The 17,449-nt window shown below is 39.8% G+C and carries 16 protein-coding genes; 5 read left to right on the forward strand and 11 right to left on the reverse strand.

Annotated features, from left to right (window positions below):
• Positions 1–10: 10 nt before the first annotated feature.
• The 6 genes from PRK60_RS05045 to PRK60_RS05070 form a co-directional block, all read right to left on the reverse strand.
• On the reverse strand, positions 11–754 hold the full coding sequence (locus PRK60_RS05045; RefSeq protein WP_003716964.1) for an amino acid ABC transporter ATP-binding protein: 744 nt from the start codon (positions 752–754) through the stop codon (positions 11–13).
• A gap of 13 nt (positions 755–767) precedes the next feature.
• On the reverse strand, positions 768–1,784 hold the full coding sequence (locus PRK60_RS05050) for a uroporphyrinogen decarboxylase family protein (protein ID WP_273645713.1): 1,017 nt from the start codon (positions 1,782–1,784) through the stop codon (positions 768–770).
• A gap of 297 nt (positions 1,785–2,081) precedes the next feature.
• Positions 2,082–3,014, reverse strand: a complete 933-nt coding sequence (locus PRK60_RS05055; protein ID WP_148444530.1) for a DMT family transporter — start codon at positions 3,012–3,014, stop codon at positions 2,082–2,084.
• Between the two features lie 22 nt (positions 3,015–3,036).
• Positions 3,037–3,756, reverse strand: coding sequence for a DnaD domain-containing protein (locus PRK60_RS05060; protein WP_102168690.1), 720 nt, complete (start codon positions 3,754–3,756; stop codon positions 3,037–3,039).
• A gap of 77 nt (positions 3,757–3,833) precedes the next feature.
• Entirely contained in the window at positions 3,834–4,352 is a 519-nt protein-coding gene (locus PRK60_RS05065; RefSeq protein ID WP_273645714.1) for a cell wall elongation regulator TseB-like domain-containing protein, read from the reverse strand.
• A 53-nt stretch (positions 4,353–4,405) separates the two neighbouring features.
• Complete coding sequence (locus tag PRK60_RS05070) at positions 4,406–7,270, reverse strand: helicase C-terminal domain-containing protein (protein WP_392391055.1); 2,865 nt, start codon at positions 7,268–7,270, stop codon at positions 4,406–4,408.
• Positions 7,271–7,474: 204 nt separating this feature from the next.
• Here PRK60_RS05070 and mvk point away from each other — a divergent pair, with 204 nt between their 5' ends.
• The 5 genes from mvk (at position 7,475) to PRK60_RS05095 (ending at position 12,353) form a co-directional block, all read left to right on the forward strand.
• Entirely contained in the window at positions 7,475–8,380 is a 906-nt protein-coding gene (gene mvk, locus PRK60_RS05075) for a mevalonate kinase (RefSeq protein ID WP_273646436.1), read from the forward strand.
• On the forward strand, positions 8,380–9,351 hold the full coding sequence (mvaD, locus tag PRK60_RS05080; protein ID WP_102168693.1) for a diphosphomevalonate decarboxylase: 972 nt from the start codon (positions 8,380–8,382) through the stop codon (positions 9,349–9,351). The genes mvk and mvaD overlap by 1 nt, the downstream gene beginning before the upstream one ends.
• A gap of 25 nt (positions 9,352–9,376) precedes the next feature.
• Entirely contained in the window at positions 9,377–10,489 is a 1,113-nt protein-coding gene (locus PRK60_RS05085; protein WP_102168694.1) for a phosphomevalonate kinase, read from the forward strand.
• A gap of 123 nt (positions 10,490–10,612) precedes the next feature.
• Positions 10,613–11,650 (forward strand): type 2 isopentenyl-diphosphate Delta-isomerase, encoded by a 1,038-nt coding sequence (fni, locus tag PRK60_RS05090; RefSeq protein ID WP_102168695.1) that lies wholly within the window; start codon positions 10,613–10,615, stop codon positions 11,648–11,650.
• A gap of 16 nt (positions 11,651–11,666) precedes the next feature.
• Positions 11,667–12,353, forward strand: a complete 687-nt coding sequence (locus tag PRK60_RS05095) for a YjjG family noncanonical pyrimidine nucleotidase (RefSeq protein ID WP_102168696.1) — start codon at positions 11,667–11,669, stop codon at positions 12,351–12,353.
• 44 nt (positions 12,354–12,397) lie between these two features.
• Here PRK60_RS05095 and PRK60_RS05100 read toward each other — a convergent pair whose 3' ends face one another.
• The 5 genes from PRK60_RS05100 to PRK60_RS05120 all read right to left on the reverse strand — a co-directional run bounded on the left by PRK60_RS05100 (position 12,398) and on the right by PRK60_RS05120 (position 17,444).
• Positions 12,398–13,369 (reverse strand): L-lactate dehydrogenase, encoded by a 972-nt coding sequence (locus tag PRK60_RS05100; protein WP_273645716.1) that lies wholly within the window; start codon positions 13,367–13,369, stop codon positions 12,398–12,400.
• Between the two features lie 30 nt (positions 13,370–13,399).
• Positions 13,400–14,140 carry an LrgB family protein gene (locus PRK60_RS05105; protein ID WP_182581543.1) on the reverse strand — a complete coding sequence of 247 codons (741 nt, stop codon included), beginning with the start codon at positions 14,138–14,140 and terminating at the stop codon, positions 13,400–13,402.
• Positions 14,141–14,155: 15 nt separating this feature from the next.
• Entirely contained in the window at positions 14,156–14,560 is a 405-nt protein-coding gene (locus tag PRK60_RS05110; RefSeq protein ID WP_003716951.1) for a CidA/LrgA family protein, read from the reverse strand.
• 411 nt (positions 14,561–14,971) lie between these two features.
• Complete coding sequence (locus PRK60_RS05115; protein ID WP_273645717.1) at positions 14,972–15,697, reverse strand: LytR/AlgR family response regulator transcription factor; 726 nt, start codon at positions 15,695–15,697, stop codon at positions 14,972–14,974.
• Entirely contained in the window at positions 15,675–17,444 is a 1,770-nt protein-coding gene (locus PRK60_RS05120) for a sensor histidine kinase (RefSeq protein ID WP_273645718.1), read from the reverse strand. Before PRK60_RS05120 ends, PRK60_RS05115 begins: the two co-directional genes overlap by 23 nt.
• Positions 17,445–17,449 lie beyond the last annotated feature (5 nt).

Raw genomic sequence — 17,449 nt, forward strand, 5'->3', positions numbered from 1 at the left:
CCTCCCATTCCTAATAGTTATCTGCCAATGCATTTAAGAATTGTTTAGTTCTTTGTTTCTGTGGATGTTCAAAGATTTGCACAGGCGTCCCTGACTCGATGATCTCACCATCAGCAAAGAACAACACTCGACTTGCAACGTTCCGCGCAAACCACATCTGATGGGTAACAACAATCATCGTTTGCCCCTGTTCAGCTAACTGCTGAATATCTTTTAAGACAGTTCCTACTAACTCGGGATCAAGAGCACTGGTTGGTTCATCGAATAATATAATTTCTGGATTAAGAACTGTTGCCCGAGCAATTCCGATTCTTTGCTGTTGACCACCTGATAGTTGCGAAGGATAATAATCTTTTCGTTTATCCAAGCCCAAATTTTTCAATGCTTGGACTGCTTTTTGGTTTGCCGTCTTAGCATTCTCACCATGACCATAAATTAATCCCTCAGCAATATTTTCCTGAGCAGTTTTGTTCTTAAACAGATTATAATTTTGAAATACCATTGCTGTTTTTCGTCGAACCATCTGAATTTCTGACTTAGTCGCTTGAGCCAGGTTAATTTTTTCTCCAGCAAATTCCATCAAGCCACTATCAGCTTGTTCGAGGAAATTTAAGTTTCTCAATAGGGTTGTCTTTCCTGAACCAGAGGGACCGATAATAACCACTACTTCGCCCTTGTTAATTGAAAGGTCAATCCCATTTAAAATTTGTTGACCATTAAATTGTTTTTTCAAATCCGTTATTTTCAATAACATTCCCGATAACCTCCTAGCCCTGGTGAGCCGCTTCAATCGCCCAATTTAACCGTTCATAAGAAATATCACGGGAAACCGTGCAGTCAGCTCCCAAAATAATCCCCCGGTGACCGGCTTCATCAATTAGCCTTTTGACTTCCGTTTGAATTTGCTCCTTAGTTCCGCGATAGAGAATTCCGGTTGTACTATTATCAAAGCCACCCATTACTGGCCGATCACCAAACAGCTTTTTCCCCTCACCTAGCGAATAACCATCAATTCCCGTTGCCCAATTAACAACTTGCAACGGATAATTAGTAAACCATTCAAGATGATTAGTTGCACCATCAAATCCGCAGATATGAAGAATATTCAATCGTGACACTTGGTTAATTCCTTCTTGAACCTTAAGATCAATCGGCTCCATTACTTGCTTAAAGAATTGGGTGTCATCACGTAAACGTGAATCCTGAATTGACTGCGTACTGTAATAAATCCCATCGACTGTAGTGTTAGCCATTATTGCCTGGACAACTTTGATTTGATCGTCAGCAATTACTTCTAAGACCTGAAAAATTAGTGATGGATCTTGTTCATAAAGATCTGTGAATCGTTGATCCGCTAATAAAAGCGGTTCTGTATAATGCTTAATTAACGCCCACTTAAAAAGCAGCGTTGGGGAAAATATCGTAATAAAAGTTGGCCGTTCCCCAGCAATCTGCTGTTGTTGTTGAGCAAGTTCAACTTGACCGGTAATCCACGGATCGTCCTGATTCAGTGGTTGAAGCTTTTGAAGATTAGTTAAACTTCGTGGATCATCAACTCCGCGAAATGGGTAAGCAAAATAGCCATCTAACATCGTTTTAGCAAAATCAACATCTACAGCATTGTAGTATTTTTGGTGACCTCCCAAGTTTGTTTGGAGGACTGCTGGCTCTTGAAAGACATTCGTAAACTCATCTACCGCAAAATGGCGCCAAAAAGAAATTGGGATTTTACCAGTTTCTTGATTATTTAAAGCCGCAATTACTTCTTCACATGCCAATGTCATTATCATCACTCTTTTCTCTAATTCAGTGCACAAAAAAAGCTACTAATCACTGACATGATTAGTAGCTTTGACCACTTATTTCGGAGTAGCCGCTCATTTTAAGATTTAATCAACCTCAAAAAGAATGGCCAACTGAACTCATGTCAGAATGTCCATTAATTTTTGAAGTTTGACAACAATTAAATAAACGGTTAACTAACATGAGCCCTGCTCCTTTCTAATAATTAATGACCTTAATATACCGGTTCCCTTACTTTTTGTCAACAGTAAATTCTAATTTTCTCAGATTATTTTAATTTAATAGTGTAAGTCATTTTCAGTAAGTGCTTTTCGCCGACCATCTTGCAAGATGTAAACCGCAATAATAACAAGAGCAATCCCAATTATTTCAATTAAGGTTAAGTGCAGATTAAAGAAGAGAACACTTAATAACGAGGTGGTAATTGGCTGTAAAGCATCCATAATGCTTACAACATCGGAAGGAGCATATCGAGTAGCAACCATTAGTAAGCTAAACGGTAAAATTGTTCCAAAAAGCACAACAGTCGCAACTGCTGCGACCAACTCACCGCTAATTTGTGGCGGATTAACCCAAAATGGCCGATAAATGTTAAACAGAATACTTGCGATAATGGTTCCCCAACCTAACACGACAATCGGTGGGTTAGAATCAGCGGCTTTTTGAGGCAAGACAACATATAATGCTGCCGTAATTCCTGAACCAAGACCCCACAATAGTGAATCAATTGGAATATCTAACTGAGTAAAATTCCCCTTGGTTAAAGCAAAGAAAACCCCTAAAAGAGCTAAAACAAATGCAATCAGGTCACTTCTAAATGGGTGTTGACGTTTAAATATCACACCACCAAGAACAATAAATAATGGTGACAAATATTGGAGAATCGTTGCTGCTGAAGCATTTCCCTTTTGAATAGCATAGTAAAAGGTCAATAAATTAGCCATCAACCCAAAAACCGCGTAGGAAAGAACCGAAATTGTCGTATCGCGACGTTTAAACACATTGAAGGTTTTTTTGCCATACATAAACCCACTAATTACAAGTAAAATAATTCCTGCAGAAAATGTTCGGATAGAAAGCATCCAAGCTGCCGGAATTGCAAGGTTTTGGGAGATCAATTGAAGTGTCGTTCCTGAAATCCCCCACATTACTGATGCAGCTGCAGCAATGATAATCCCTTTCATTACTGGATTATTTGTTTTTTGCGCCATAAAGCACCCTTCTTCCTGTAAATTAATTCTTTTTTGTCTGCGAGTTAAGGTTAAAAATTGGAATCTTAGGACCCTGAATTTTTCTGGCATCCTGGTGTGAATAATTTGCCTTTCGTTCTTCAAATTGACGTTCATGCTCCTGAACATCATGAACCGACTTCAACCCTTGCCTGGACCAGTTTCTTAAGATGCGGTCCATGTACTGGAGGCTTAGTGCATTATTCATTACCGCCTGTCTCAGTGCAAGATCAATAATTGCAGTTTTGTAATGATCACGATCAATCCAATCATTGACAATTTGCATTTCCATTGGTGACAATGGTCGACCGACTTCTGCCTCAATTTTGTTGAACGTTTCTTTCCGCAAATTACCGGTACTAGTATTAACTTGTTCAGTAGCTTCCTGCTCGTTAAACGCACTAAGTTTATTTATCAGTGGTGTGAAGTCCCAAAAGGCATCTTCCTTACCATCATCCAACTTACGCATCTGCTGAACTACTAGTTTATTACTCATCATTTGGTGAAGAAGATCAAAAACTTGATTTTCATCCGTTTGCAAGTGTCGGGCAATCTGGCGAATATCAGGATCAATCACGCCCCGATCAAGATAAGACTTAAATTCGAGATAAACAACCAATTGGGCCGTTGACATCCCCAATTCATGATAATGATGGAGAAGGATGTTACTGATGGAAGTTTCCCCGGCTTTAAGATATCGGACTAGTGAATTAGTTTCTGTCATCATGAACCCCCTTAACAAAAATTAACCAAAAAAGATAAGGGCGTAACGATAATAAATCGTCCCCCTATCTTCACGAACTACAAATTATTAATTGTCTGAACAACCTTACCTGTTTTGAAGTTAATCAGATCATAGCATAATTGTCCTTTTTGGTTACGATAAGTAACTTCCCAAACTACTTTATCATTAAAGACTCCTGGAGCAGCTTTTAATACTTTTTGCGGGTGATGATCCTGTCGAACTTGCTGGATTACCTGCTGTGCTGTTAAGCCACTACTCTGCTTCAATACTCGAACATTGTCACCATGCTGAGAAACAACCACTAAAATTGGTTGATTTTGATTATTTCTTCCGGCAATGGTGTAATAAGTATTCTCCCGATTATAAATATAAAAACTCCCTGGATCCTTGAGGTGGGCATACTTTTTTGCAATTGAAACGGTTTGTCGTCTGGCTGCCGAACGTGGCTGGTTACTGATAAGGTAAAAGATCCCCACAATAACAATAATTGCAACAATGACAATCAAAAGATTACGAATCGTTTGTCCAGTAGAACGGTGTTGCTTATCACGCTGGACCTCACGACGACTTTGCATGTAACTTCCCCTCTTTAAAAAATTATTAATCTTAGAAATTATACCAGAAATTCTTACTTTTCGTTATTTGTCCGGTGCTTTTTTAAAAATTTTTTGGCATTTTCTACTAGCTCAACAGTCGATAATTCCTTTATCGGCAAATCTTTAGGAAGATTCTTAAGCATTGAACTTCCGTAACGCCGGGTGCTGATTCGCGAATCAAGGATAATACCTACTCCAAAATCATCTGGTGTTCGTAATAGTCGGCCAATTCCCTGCTGAAGTCTCATGGTTGCCTTAGGAAGGGCTGCATGGTAGAATGGATTTTTCCCTTCATGTTTCAGTAAATTATTATGTGCACGCGTCATGATTTCATTTGGAGAATCAAAGGGCAATCTAGTTATGATCAGTAGTTCTAAAGATGATTTAGGAAGGTCAATTCCCTCCCAAAAACTAGATGCGCCTAACAAGATCGAACTTGTCCCGCTTGCAAACTGCTTTAATAATTTTTCTCGACGGCCAGTAATTCCTTGAGCCAAAATGTCCCGCTGATCAAATAAGTCGGTTTCCTTAAGCTGACTATAAACCTGCTCAATTGTTACTAACGAATTGAAGAGAATCATTGTTTGGCATTGGTTATTTTTACATAATTGATAAATTGTCTGTGCCAAATAACGAGTATATTCCTCATTATTAGTTTGGTTTGGAATGGGTGCATCCTTAGCAATCAGCAACTCTGCTTGTTCCGCATAGTTAAACGGTGAAGCAAAGCGCTTTTGTAATGTCCGAGCTTTTTCTAAATCTAACTGTTCATACAAATAGTTAGACCGACTGGAGGTGAACAGTGTTGCACCAACAAATAATGGTTGCGCAAAATATGGGTAAACGTTCTCTGTTAAGAAGTGATTAACCGTCAAAAGGCCACCGCTAAGCTGCATTGAACTGTGCTCAGTCGACTGCTGAACGGTAAGCCAAAAAGCAGCGGATTCACCACGTTCCTCAAGGGTTTCAATAAATTGGTGAAGCTTATTATCTGCATCAGCAAGAACCATCCACTGGCTCTGAAACTGACTCATTAAGTACCGATCACTAAATAACCATCGGTCAGCCTGCTGTTCAAAAAGGTGCCGGAGAGCCATAAAATGAAGTTGAACACTTGCTAATGCCTGCTCAAGCTGCATGATCGGCTTATTACTTGGTGTTAATAGTGAGAATAGTTGTTGATTATCCAACGGCTGTTCAATTAATTCATTACTATTATTTCCCTGAACGTTAAGCATAAATTGGCGGTACAACGCTTGTTGAAAAGCATCTGTAGCTTCACTAAGCGAACGTAAATCATCCCTTAACAGTTCAACATTGTATGTCCCTAACGCGTGTTCTTCAAAAATATTTGCAAGGTTTCGTTCCTGATTATCGCTAACTAAATTCTCCAACACGTGGATCGCAGTTCTAATGTTTTGAAAATCAAGCGTTTGTCGTGAACGGCGGAGGATACTTTCACTTAAGTGCTGAGCCTCATCAACAACTAAGTATGGTCGTCTAGTACCATCCCCTAATTCTTGCGCATGCGCAACTAAGTAGGCATGGTTCGTAATAATTACATTTGCAGTATGCAATTGCTTTTGCCTGCGGATTAGGAAGTCATCTTTATAAAACTCATTATCTTCGCGCAGGGTTTTAACACCTTGGTGACGAATTTCAGCAAAATACGGTGAACGTTGCGCGTTTAAGTTCAATTCATCAAGATCACCACTGGTAGTCCCCAGCAGCCAGACAAGAATTTTTGCCTTAATTAACTGAATATAGTCAGAATCTTCAATAATACTTAAAGAATGAACAAACTTGGCCAGATCTAGGTAATGTGAATTGCCCTTAATTACTACCCCATTTAATTCAAATGGTAAGAGTTTGTTCAATTGCTTCATTGTCCGTTGTGCGATTTGTTGTTGCAAAAGATTAGTTGCCGTGCTGATAACAATTTTTTTATCTGGATACGCTGCATAGGCTAAGGGAAGAAGGTACCCTAATGTCTTCCCTGTTCCGGTTCCAGCCTCTACAATCATCGATTTAGGTTCATCATGAGTATAATTATTATAAATACTATTCATCATCTTTGATTGGGTAGGACGAAATTCCAGTAAGTCTCCATACAACTTAATCTTTGCCCGCTTTGTTGATGGATAGCGGACATTGGCTACCTCTCCTAAACTTGTTGCCGGACGAACCTTGTGGAGAACAATTCCGTGACTAACATATAGACTATCAGCTAATGGCAATGGATTAGCACCCCGCCGCTCTAACTCCTGTTCCAAAATCATTGTCGTTTGTTGAGGTAGGTTCAATTTAAGTTCAACAAGCTTTTCAAGGGGTAGCGTCGGCAATTCTCGTAACTGCTTCATTAAGTCTACTAGTAAATGAGCAGTTGCTTCTGCGTCAGAAACCGCGCTGTGAGGATGATCATGCTCAATTGATAATGAACTTGTCAGATCTCGCAAGCGGTAGCTCTTTGCAGTCGGCATTAATATTTGACTTAGCGTTACCGTATCAATGGCCTTAATTGATAACGGAGGGTAACCAGCACGTTCTAACTCAGCATTCAAAAACGGAAAATCAAAATTAACATTATGCGCCACAAAAATAGTGCCACTAAGAAGACTGTATAGTGTCCCAGCAACATCTTCAAATAACGGTGCATCCCGTACATCATTATTTTTAATTCCCGTTAATTGGGTAATCTGCCGCGGAACTGCTACTCGCGGATTAATTTTGGTTTCAAAATGATTAATGACTTCGCCATCTTGAACAAGTACACAGCCGATCTGGATAATGCGGTCACCATGATTAACACTTGTCCCGGTCGTTTCCAGATCAACAACCGAATATATTGGTCCACGTGACTTTTTTGCTTTCTGTCGACGTTTTTTCGTTGTTGACAAACTATCACCATGTTTCATTATTTATTCGATCAAAGTTCTGTTTTTATGATACACCATTCGTTTTTTAAATTATAGTAACAATTGCCGTTGTCCTTTGGCAAATCAGTAATTTTACGCTATTATTAATAATGGTATTTTACGAAGAAAGTAGGTTTTGATGTGAAAGAACAAGGAATCGGTCACAGTCATGCCAAAATAATATTAATGGGTGAGCATAGCGTGGTCTATGGTGAACCAGCAATTGCCCTCCCGCTTCCAGATGTTACGTTAACGGTAATAATTAAGTTAACGAATAAGGGCGGCCACCAAATTAAAAGCCGCTACTTTGAAGGACCATTAAATCAACTTCCCGAAAAGATGGCGGGAGTTCAACGATTAATTTCTTCATTAATGCAGCGCTTTAACGGTGAAAGCGATCAATGGACAATGACAATTAAAAGCCAATTGCCGGCAGAACGTGGTATGGGATCATCCGCTGCTACAGCGGTCGCTATCGTTCGCGCTTTTTTTGATTTATACGAAGAAAAACTTGAGCGTAAGCAATTGCTCCACCTTGCCGATATTGAAGAAGAAGTGACTCACCGCAGTCCTTCCGGTTTAGACGCGGCAACTGTCAGCTCAACATCACCACTTTACTTTGTTAAGGGTCAAGCAGGCGTACCACTAAAAATGAACTTACAGGCAACAATGGTCATTGCTGATACAGGAGTTAAGGGAGCCACTAAGGAAGCAATCACTGCTGTTAAACATGAATTAGAAACTAACCATAATACAGCATTGAGCCATATTAATCATTTGGGAAAACTGGTTAATTTAGCTAAAGATTACTTAAGTCATAATGAGGCAATGAGCCTTGGCATCGCACTTAATAGCGCACAAAGCGACCTGACTGCACTAAATGTTAGTGACGAGCACTTGGATCGATTAATCACTACTGCTAATCATAACGGCGCATTAGGAGCTAAACTAACGGGAGGTGGCCGTGGCGGTTGCATGTTTGCGATTACCAGAACTGCGCTTGGTGCCAGAAAACTAGCAGGAATTTTAAAAGATAATGGTGCTAAGCAAGTATGGTTACAACTACTTGGGGATACGGAGGAAATAAATTAATGATCACCGCACGGGCACACACTAATATTGCGTTAGTTAAGTACTGGGGGAAAAAAGATCAAAAGCTGATCATTCCGCAAACAGATAGCCTTTCACTAACGTTAAATGAATTTTACGCTGATACAGGAGTTGAATTCAGAGATGACCTAACAGCAGATGACATTGAAATTGATGGTCAACCGATCACTGGCCGCTCTGCCAAAAAAGTTAAGGACTTTCTCGATATTATTCGGCAAATTAGCGGCAGCCATAATTATGCTAAAGTGGTTTCCACTAATCACGTACCAATATCTGCAGGGTTAGCGTCTTCCGCTTCCGCATTTGCCGCTCTTGCAACTGCAGCTAGTAAGGCAGCTGGACTAAACCTTGACCGGCGTTCCCTTTCTCGCCTTGCTCGTCGTGGCTCAGGTTCTGCTACACGTTCCATTTATGGTGGCCTTGTTGAGTGGCATCGGGGAACTGATGATCAATCTTCCTTTGCTGAACCGATCATGGAAAAAGTTGATTTTGGAATTGAAATGATGGCAATCCTAATCAATACCACCAAGAAAAAAATTTCAAGTCGTCAGGGAATGCAGTCAAGTGTTGAGTCTTCACCTTATTACCCCGCTTGGCGAAAAGTTGTTGCTCAGGACATGGTTGCAATGAAAAAAGCTATCTCAGATAAGAATATTGATCAGATTGGCCACATTGCTGAAGAAAATGCTCTCCGAATGCACGCCCTGACTCTTTCTGCTGATCCAGGATATACTTATTTTAATGGTGACACGATCCGCGCAATTCAAGCAATTAATGACTTGCGTTCACACGGGGTGAGTTGTTACTATACTATGGATGCTGGTCCAAATGTTAAAGTGATTTACAATCAAAAAGATCGCGAAAAAATTGTTCAATATTTGGGGAACCTTTTCAGTAAACAAAGGTTAATTATTTCGCAGCCTGGACCAGGAGTAAAAATTATCGATAAATAGGATTTGATTGAGAGGTTATGTAAAATTGATTACTGAAAAAGCACCTGGCAAACTTTATATTGCTGGTGAATACGCTGTTGTGGAAAATGGTTATCCGGCGATTTTAGTAGCATTGGATCAATTTGTCACTTGTTCAATTGAAGAAAGTGCTGCAGAAGTTGGTAAAATTATTAGCCGACAATACCATAATAATGCCTTACAGTGGTATCGCCTTGGGGAACAAATGGTTGTTGATAATCGTGATAACCCGTTTTCTTATATCTTGTCCGCAATTAAGGTAACTGAAGAATACGCCCGTAGTTTTGCTCGTGAATTGCGGATATTCGATCTCCATATTGACAGTCAGCTGGATAGCGACTCAGGGAAGAAATATGGTCTTGGTTCTTCGGCTGCCGTCACGGTTGCCACAGTAAAAGCCCTTTGCCATTTCTATAACTTGCCAGTTACTAAGGATGAAATCTTCAAATTAGCTGCAATTGCTCACTTTGAAGTTCAAGGAAATGGATCACTGGGAGATGTGGCGGCTTCCGTTTATGGCGGTTGGATCGCCTACCATTCATTTGACCGTCAATGGCTTGCTCAGCAACGAAAATATCTCGATTTAAGAACCCTCGTTGATCTACCATGGCCCGATCTCAAGATTGAATCCTTGAAAGCGCCAAGCAACCTTCAGCTTCTTATTGGGTGGACTGGGAAGCCGGCATCGACTTCGCAATTAGTCGATAAGATTTCCCTATTCAAGGCTCGGCAACAAAAAGAGTACCGACAGTTTTTGGAAGATAGTAAGCACTGCATTCAGCGAATGGTTGAAGGTTTCCATAATGCTGATTTGGAATCAATTAAAAATGAGATCCGGTATAACCGGGAATTGTTAAAGCAACTCGGTACGAACTCTGGTGTTCATATCGAGACCCCCGTCCTAAATAAACTCTGTCAAATTGCTGAAGATTTTGGCGGAGCAGCAAAGACATCCGGTGCTGGTGGTGGTGATTGTGGAATCGTTGCTATCGATCGTGATAGTAACTTCAAACAGGTATTGAAGAAGTGGACGGCTAATAAAATTGAACAACTCCCCCTTTCAGTTCACTTTATCGAAAATGTTAAGGGTGAGATCAAGCACCACCTCATCAAAAAATAATAGTTAATGATAAAAGAGTGTGATAATTGATCGATCATGATTCAAAAGTCACACTCTTTTAGTTAATTTTAATAATCAAAGTACCGTAATTTTAATTCAGAAAGTTATTTAAGGAGAAAAACTATGGAATCAAGTCATGCCCAACGAAAAAATGAGCACCTTTCGTTAGCAACTAAGCTTTATAACCAGGTCCATACTAATTCATTTAACAGTATGCAGATCATCCACAAAAGTCTTCCAGAAATTAGTCTTGAACAGGTGAACCCCGTTACTAACTGTGGAAATTTAAGGCTGGCGGTTCCCTTTTTCATTGAGGCAATGACCGGTGGCAGTCAAAATGCATTTAAGATTAATCAAGGACTTGCAATGATTGCCAAAAAGCACCACCTTGCAATGGCACTTGGCTCAGCAAGTATTATCTTTCATGATCCAACTGCTAAAAAGAGCTTTAAAATTGTCCGTGATATTAATCCGGACGGAATTGTTATTGCTAACCTAAGTGCCAAAGCCAATTTAGAACAGGCAAGAGCGGTGATTGATTTGCTAGATGCCGATGCCCTTGAACTCCACATTAATACTACCCAAGAATTAATTATGGATGACGGTGATCGTGACTTCCACTGGCTAACTAATATTGAATCTCTGGTTAGCCACCTTAATATTCCGGTTATTGTTAAGGAAGTTGGTTTTGGTATGGATAGTTCGACAATTAACCAGCTGCAATCAATCGGTGTTTCCATAATTAACGTTAGTGGCCGCGGTGGAACTAACTTTGCTGCAATCGAAGATCGACGGAATCATACAGCAGATTTTAGTTTTCTCGATTATTGGGGGCAAACAACATTAGAATCAATGTTGGAGGCTCGTGAAGCACGGACTAAGGATACCCAAATTATTGCTTCTGGCGGGATCTGTTCCCCGCTAGACGTTATTAAAGCGGGGATTCTTGGTGCTAATGCTGTTGGTGTTGCTGGCTATTTTCTTAATATTCTCATTCGTGATGGGATTGATGCGCTTGATAAAGAAATTACTAATTGGCAAATGGCCCTTCCACGACTGCTCGCCCTTCTCGGTTGTAAATCATTTAACGAGTTACCATCAACTAATTTTGTCTTACACGGTGAAGAACTCGAATATGCTCAACAACGTGATTTAATTTAAGGATGGTGATTATCGAATGACAGCGTATCAAAACATTCTTTTTGACCTTGACGATACACTATTAGATTATGGAGCTGCCGAAAGCCACGCCTTAAAACAACTCTTTAGTGATTTTAACCTGAAATTAACACCAACCGTTAAACAAACATTTCAAAATTATAATGTCGGGATGTGGCAACGGTTTGAACGAAATGAACTCACCTGGGATCAACTTATGGAACACCTCTTTGCCGACTATTTTAAGGCTTACCACCAGCTAAATGTTCCTGGTAGAGAGACAATTCAAACCTACCTTAAATACCTCAGTAACAATCATCAACTTGTTTCCGGAACGCGAACGGTAATGGAGTACCTAAAGCAAAATAACTACCACGTATATGCCGTTACCAATGGGCAAAAGATAGTGCAAGATCAGCGACTGAAGGATGCTAAATTACTTCAATATTTTGATGATATTTTTATTTCACAAGTGATTGGACTTCAAAAGCCGAACAAAGAAATGTTCGATTTTGTGCTTCAACACATTAACGGTCACCGTAATAACACTTTAATGATTGGAGATTCATTAAGTTCTGATATTCAAGGCGGCATTAACGCTCATCTTGATACAGTCTGGTTTAACCCCCATTCATTGCATAATTCAACCCGCTTAAAGCCTACCTTTGAAATCCACCGTTTAACCGAGCTTAAAGCAATTCTTTAAAAAGAAAAAGATGTGATGAATTTTTCATCACATCTTTTTTATTACTACTTAATCAGGTAATTAACTAAACCAACCTTAGTCATCCCGTCAGTAGCAATTTTCTTCAAAGCTTCAGCTGACTTAGTCATTGCTTCACTTTCACGTTCATTTAATGGAACTTCGATAACCTTCGAAATACCAGATGCATTAATAACAGCTGGAGTTCCAAGATAGTTATCCTTAATACCATATTCACCATCAATGTAAGCACCAACTGGTAATACAGCATTTTCATCCCGTAGAATTGCCCGCGTAATTCTCATTAAGCAAGTTGCAACACCATATGCAGTAAAGCCTTTGCGGTTGATGATTTCGTAAGCCTTGTGACGTACGTCATCTTCAATCTTTAGCAATTCATCATTACTGATGCCTTGTTCTTCACAGATTTGAAGAAGTGGCTTCCCACCAACTGTTGCACTAGAATATGCAGCAAATTCTGAATCACCGTGTTCTGCCATCACATTAGCACTAATATCAAGTGGACTAACTCCCAACTTCTTTGCTAACGCAACACGTAAACGTGCTGAATCAAGCGAAGTACCGGATGAAATAACCCGGCTAGCAGGTAATCCTGAAATCTTTTGAACTGCATAAGTTAAAACATCAACTGGGTTTGTTGCAAGTAAAAGAATTCCGTCGAAACCAGTAGCCATAATACTCTCCGTAATTTGCTTCATGATTTCAAGGTTCTTTCCAACTAAGTCAAGGCGAGTTTCACCTGGCTTTTGGGCAGCCCCAGCACAAATTACAACTAGGTCTGCATCTGCACAAGCATCGTAATCAGCTTGATAAACTTGCTTTGGGGCAGTGAAAACAGTTGCGTCTTCTAAATCGAGGGCGTCACCTTCAGCTTGTTCCTTTGACAAGTTAACAATTTCTAATTCCTCAGCCAACCCTTGTTGAACTAATGCATAAGCATAAGCTGAACCAACTTGTCCGTCACCAACAAGAACAACTTTTTGATGATTTTTTGACATAATTCAGTTTCTCCTTAATGATAAATTAAATTACATGAATAAGTGGGCGTAGATTGGAACCAAGATATCCATTGCTAATGAAATAATCAGAACAGAAACACCAGCCATGGCACCTTGAACTTCACCAAGTGAAAGAGCCTTAACAGAACCAACGGTGTGCCCTGCAGAACCTAAACCTAAACCAGTAGCAACAGCTGAAATCTTCTTCAAACCAAGAACCTTAATAAGGAATTCGGCCAAAGCATAGATAACAACGGCGTTAAGGATACATGCCATTGCAGTAACGGCTGGAACACCATGAACACCAGCAGCAATTGGCATGGCAACAGCAGTAGTTGCGGCTTGTGGCAACATTGATGCAGTTGAAGCGGCAGAAAGACCGAATAACTTACATACAAGGTTGATAAGGAACAATGAAATAAATCCACCAACGAAGCAGATTACGATAATATCGAACCAGTACTTCTTGAAAATGTTGTTAACACGGTAAACTGGAATAGCGAAGGCCATAGTAGCTGGGTTCAAGAACCAGAAAATCATGTTACCACCAGGAAGGTAGAACTTCTTGTAAACAGCAGCGGTAGTGGAACCAGTGCCCTTAGCCCAAATTGCTAAGACAACGATACCAAGTACCATCCCAACAAGTAATGGGTTAAAAAGGAAGAATCCATTACTAATCTTTGTTAACCACATACCAATTAGGTAAACAATCAATGAAATGAAGATACCAGTAAATGGTAATGCTAGATTTGTAACAATCGTATTAGCCATAATTATTGTGCCTCCCTAGTCTTCTTTAGTACCAGTGATCTTGTGGTGAATGCTCATAACAAGGGCACCAACGTAGGCAATAACAACAAGAATGATAATCGTAGCAATAATAATTACGATAACGTCTTGAAGTCCTTCCTTCTTCATGATGTCAAGGTGAGCAGCTAATTGAATACCTGATGGAACGAACAGGAATGCAATTAGTCCGATCATAAAGTCACCAAACTTAGCAACTTGGTGAAGCTTAACAATATGAGTAGCCAACAGAATGTAAAGCAATACCATACCAATTAAAGGAGTTGGTACAACAAAGCTCTTTGGAAAAAGATCAGAGATCAATTGAGAAACAAATAAAATAGCAGCAAAGATTCCCATTTGAACATAAATGTTGGAATCCTTAGGTTGTTTGTCCTTTTCCATAACTTATTCCCTCCCACAGAAATAAAAATAAATTTTGTTCGGTACCGTTTTCACAGTGCCTCTTCAGTTATTTAATTTACACTTTTTTTACTATTTGTGTTGAATTTCACACTTAAATAGCCATATTTAAGGATGAGATGCCCTAACCAATAGATGAAATGCCCTCGAGATTGTTAATTTATTTACAATTAGTTACTATATCAATCGATCTTTAACCATTAATCCTTTACTAATTCTTTTCTAATTTACTGTTATAACGGCTGTTTTACTATCTTCCATCTACTTTGTACATTACTGATCGAATGATTAACAGGAAACGGGGCAGAAAAACAAAATATTTTTCTGCCCCGTTTCTTATTTTTTAATATTCTAAAACTATTAAAGTATAATCGCAGGAATTTAATTTGCTAACTATACTCCTAATGCCTTCTTGGTGGTAGCAACAAATGACCGGCTCACAGGAACTTTACTCCCATCATCAAGGGTTAGTTCATAAGTATGATTAAAACTTGGTTGCAGTTCATGAACCTTATTCAGGTTAACAACAAAACTGCGGTGAACCCGAATAAACCTGTTAGGATCTAACAAATTAATAATACTATTGAGAGTTTGCTTACTAACGATCTCCTGATCTTCGGTATGAACAATAGCTTTCCCCGCTTGTGCTTGAATATAAAGAATATTTCGCTTCTGAATGACAATTGTTCGTTCATCATTAGTTAGTGAAATTCGCGGATTTCTTTGTTGAACAGTTGCTCCCCGACTGCCATTCTGGTTATCCATTAGTCTAACGACCCGTTTGACGGCATCATTAATCCGCTCTGCTTCAAAAGGCTTCAAAACATAATCGATTGCGTCCGCCTCAAAGGCATCTAATGCATATTGGTCATAAGCAGTGGCAAAAACAATGTAGGGACAATTTCCCTTTTTCTTCAAGCTCTTGGCAAATGCCATCCCACTACCATCATCCAACTGAATATCCAAGAAGATTAAATCCGGCCGATTATTTGCCACTTCTTCGCGAGCAGAATTAATTCCATCAGCCTCATTTATTTCGTCAATCAGGTCATTTTGTTCTAATAGGTAGCTAAGCTCGTCACGTGCTAACGGTTCATCATCCACAATTAAGACTTTCATTTACTTGTCCTCCCTTTTTGGTAAATGGAATGGAGATACTGACTGTTGTCCCCTGATTACTACTGGTAAAGTGAAGGCCGCTTTTCTTGTCATACAACCCGATTAATCGCTGGTTCAAATTATGCAACGCAGTCCCTGAACCATGCTTAGACGGGACTGCCTGTTGGCCGAGACGCTTTATCAAGTCTGGTGAGATTCCCTGACCATTATCTTTGACCGTAATTATTAACCGGTCTTTTTGCTGATAGACATCAATGATCACGTAATTACCGATTTTCCGTTCCCCAAACGCGTGCTTTAATGCGTTTTCCACCAAAACCTGAATTGTAAATGGGGGTAGTAAAACATCATCACTAACGGTCGTATGTAGTTGAACATCGTATTTTCCTGGAAAACGAGTCATTTCCAAACTAAGGTAAGCATTAACCTGTTGACGTTCTTGAGCTAGGGTAATTTGCGTCTCTCGAGCACCAATTAAATTTGAGCGGAAATAGGTACTTAACTGCAGAAGCAATTGACGCGCCTTATCACTGTCTCGTCGCATCATTGCACTAATCGTATTAATCGCATTAAAGAAGAAGTGCGGATTAACCTGTGCCTGTAGCGATTTAATTTCGGCATCACGAACCAATCGGGCCTGCATTTCAGCATCCCCTAAAGCAATCTGGTTAGCAAAGATTCCGCCTAAACCGGTTGCCAGCTGAATTTCAACCGGCGTTAGCTTCCAACTATCGGTATAATACATTTTTAAAGTTCCGGCCACTCTATCCGCAACTCGCAACGGGACAACAATTGCTGCCTGTAAGGGACAGTCAATTTGCGAACAGCCAATCTCCTCAGCATTCCGTGCAACTTTTACCTGGCCACTCTGAATTACTGATTCAGAGAGCGTTGTCACCATCGTTTCCCCCGAAATATGGTGATCACTCCCTGCACCAATATGAGCAAGGATCGTGTTCCGATCAGTAATACTAATTGCATCAAAGTTTGTGTATTTTTTGATAATGCGAACTACTTGCTGGGCTGATTTAACATTAAGACCGTTACGAAAATAGGGTAGCGTCTGGTTAGTTAACTTCAGTACCGAGTGAGTTTGCGTAGCTCGAGTTTCTTCTTCCTGACGAAGATACATTGTAATAATTGAAATGAAAATTGATGTCCCTAACGAACTGATTAAAATCATTGGAACCGCAATGTAACGAACCAATAACCATCCCGTTGGACTAAACAGGAAGACGAAAATCATCTGAATTGATTCCATCGATAAACCAACAATAAAACTTCGCCATGACGTCATTACCGTAAACGAACTATTTTTATCCTTATACAAATAGCCAGACAACAATCCAATCAGTGTTGAACTTGGGATATAAAACCAAGCTTCACTAGCAAAGCCAGCTTGAAACGCCCGGTGAAGTCCAGCGATCAAACCAACCGAACCACCAACCCATGGTCCACCAATAATTCCCGCCGTAGTTACAGCAAGAATTCTGGCATTGACAACCGAATAGTCATGAGAAACGGCCGTTAGTAAAACTTTATTATGCAGCTCATTAGCCGGGTCAATTTCAATTCCCGTAATATTCGCCATAATCGCAAATAAAGAGAAGATTACCACTAACTGGAGCTTTGCCGTAAGTGTTTGAGCAAAGAGACAACGACGAAACGCTGGAATATTAACCAAGAGGAAAGCACAAATAATAACAAAGCCGACCCGCTCGGTCATTAAAATTGTTAGATATAACATGCGCT

The sequence above is a fragment of the Limosilactobacillus portuensis genome, from assembly GCF_028607025.1.
GTDB lineage: Bacteria > Bacillota > Bacilli > Lactobacillales > Lactobacillaceae > Limosilactobacillus > Limosilactobacillus portuensis.

What these genes read in the sequence shown, in the direction of transcription:
- PRK60_RS05045 (WP_003716964.1), bottom strand. Translation starts at nt 754, where the DNA reads ATGTTATTGAAAATAACGGATTTGAAAAAACAATTTAATGGTCAACAA.
- PRK60_RS05050 (WP_273645713.1), bottom strand. Translation starts at nt 1,784, where the DNA reads ATGACATTGGCATGTGAAGAAGTAATTGCGGCTTTAAATAATCAAGAA.
- PRK60_RS05055 (WP_148444530.1), bottom strand. Translation starts at nt 3,014, where the DNA reads ATGGCGCAAAAAACAAATAATCCAGTAATGAAAGGGATTATCATTGCT.
- PRK60_RS05060 (WP_102168690.1), bottom strand. Translation starts at nt 3,756, where the DNA reads ATGACAGAAACTAATTCACTAGTCCGATATCTTAAAGCCGGGGAAACT.
- PRK60_RS05065 (WP_273645714.1), bottom strand. Translation starts at nt 4,352, where the DNA reads ATGCAAAGTCGTCGTGAGGTCCAGCGTGATAAGCAACACCGTTCTACT.
- mvk (WP_273646436.1), top strand. Translation starts at nt 7,475, where the DNA reads ATGGGTGAGCATAGCGTGGTCTATGGTGAACCAGCAATTGCCCTCCCG.
- mvaD (WP_102168693.1), top strand. Translation starts at nt 8,380, where the DNA reads ATGATCACCGCACGGGCACACACTAATATTGCGTTAGTTAAGTACTGG.
- fni (WP_102168695.1), top strand. Translation starts at nt 10,613, where the DNA reads ATGGAATCAAGTCATGCCCAACGAAAAAATGAGCACCTTTCGTTAGCA.
- PRK60_RS05095 (WP_102168696.1), top strand. Translation starts at nt 11,667, where the DNA reads ATGACAGCGTATCAAAACATTCTTTTTGACCTTGACGATACACTATTA.
- PRK60_RS05100 (WP_273645716.1), bottom strand. Translation starts at nt 13,369, where the DNA reads ATGTCAAAAAATCATCAAAAAGTTGTTCTTGTTGGTGACGGACAAGTT.
- PRK60_RS05105 (WP_182581543.1), bottom strand. Translation starts at nt 14,140, where the DNA reads ATGGCTAATACGATTGTTACAAATCTAGCATTACCATTTACTGGTATC.
- PRK60_RS05110 (WP_003716951.1), bottom strand. Translation starts at nt 14,560, where the DNA reads ATGGAAAAGGACAAACAACCTAAGGATTCCAACATTTATGTTCAAATG.
- PRK60_RS05115 (WP_273645717.1), bottom strand. Translation starts at nt 15,697, where the DNA reads ATGAAAGTCTTAATTGTGGATGATGAACCGTTAGCACGTGACGAGCTT.
- PRK60_RS05120 (WP_273645718.1), bottom strand. Translation starts at nt 17,444, where the DNA reads ATGTTATATCTAACAATTTTAATGACCGAGCGGGTCGGCTTTGTTATT.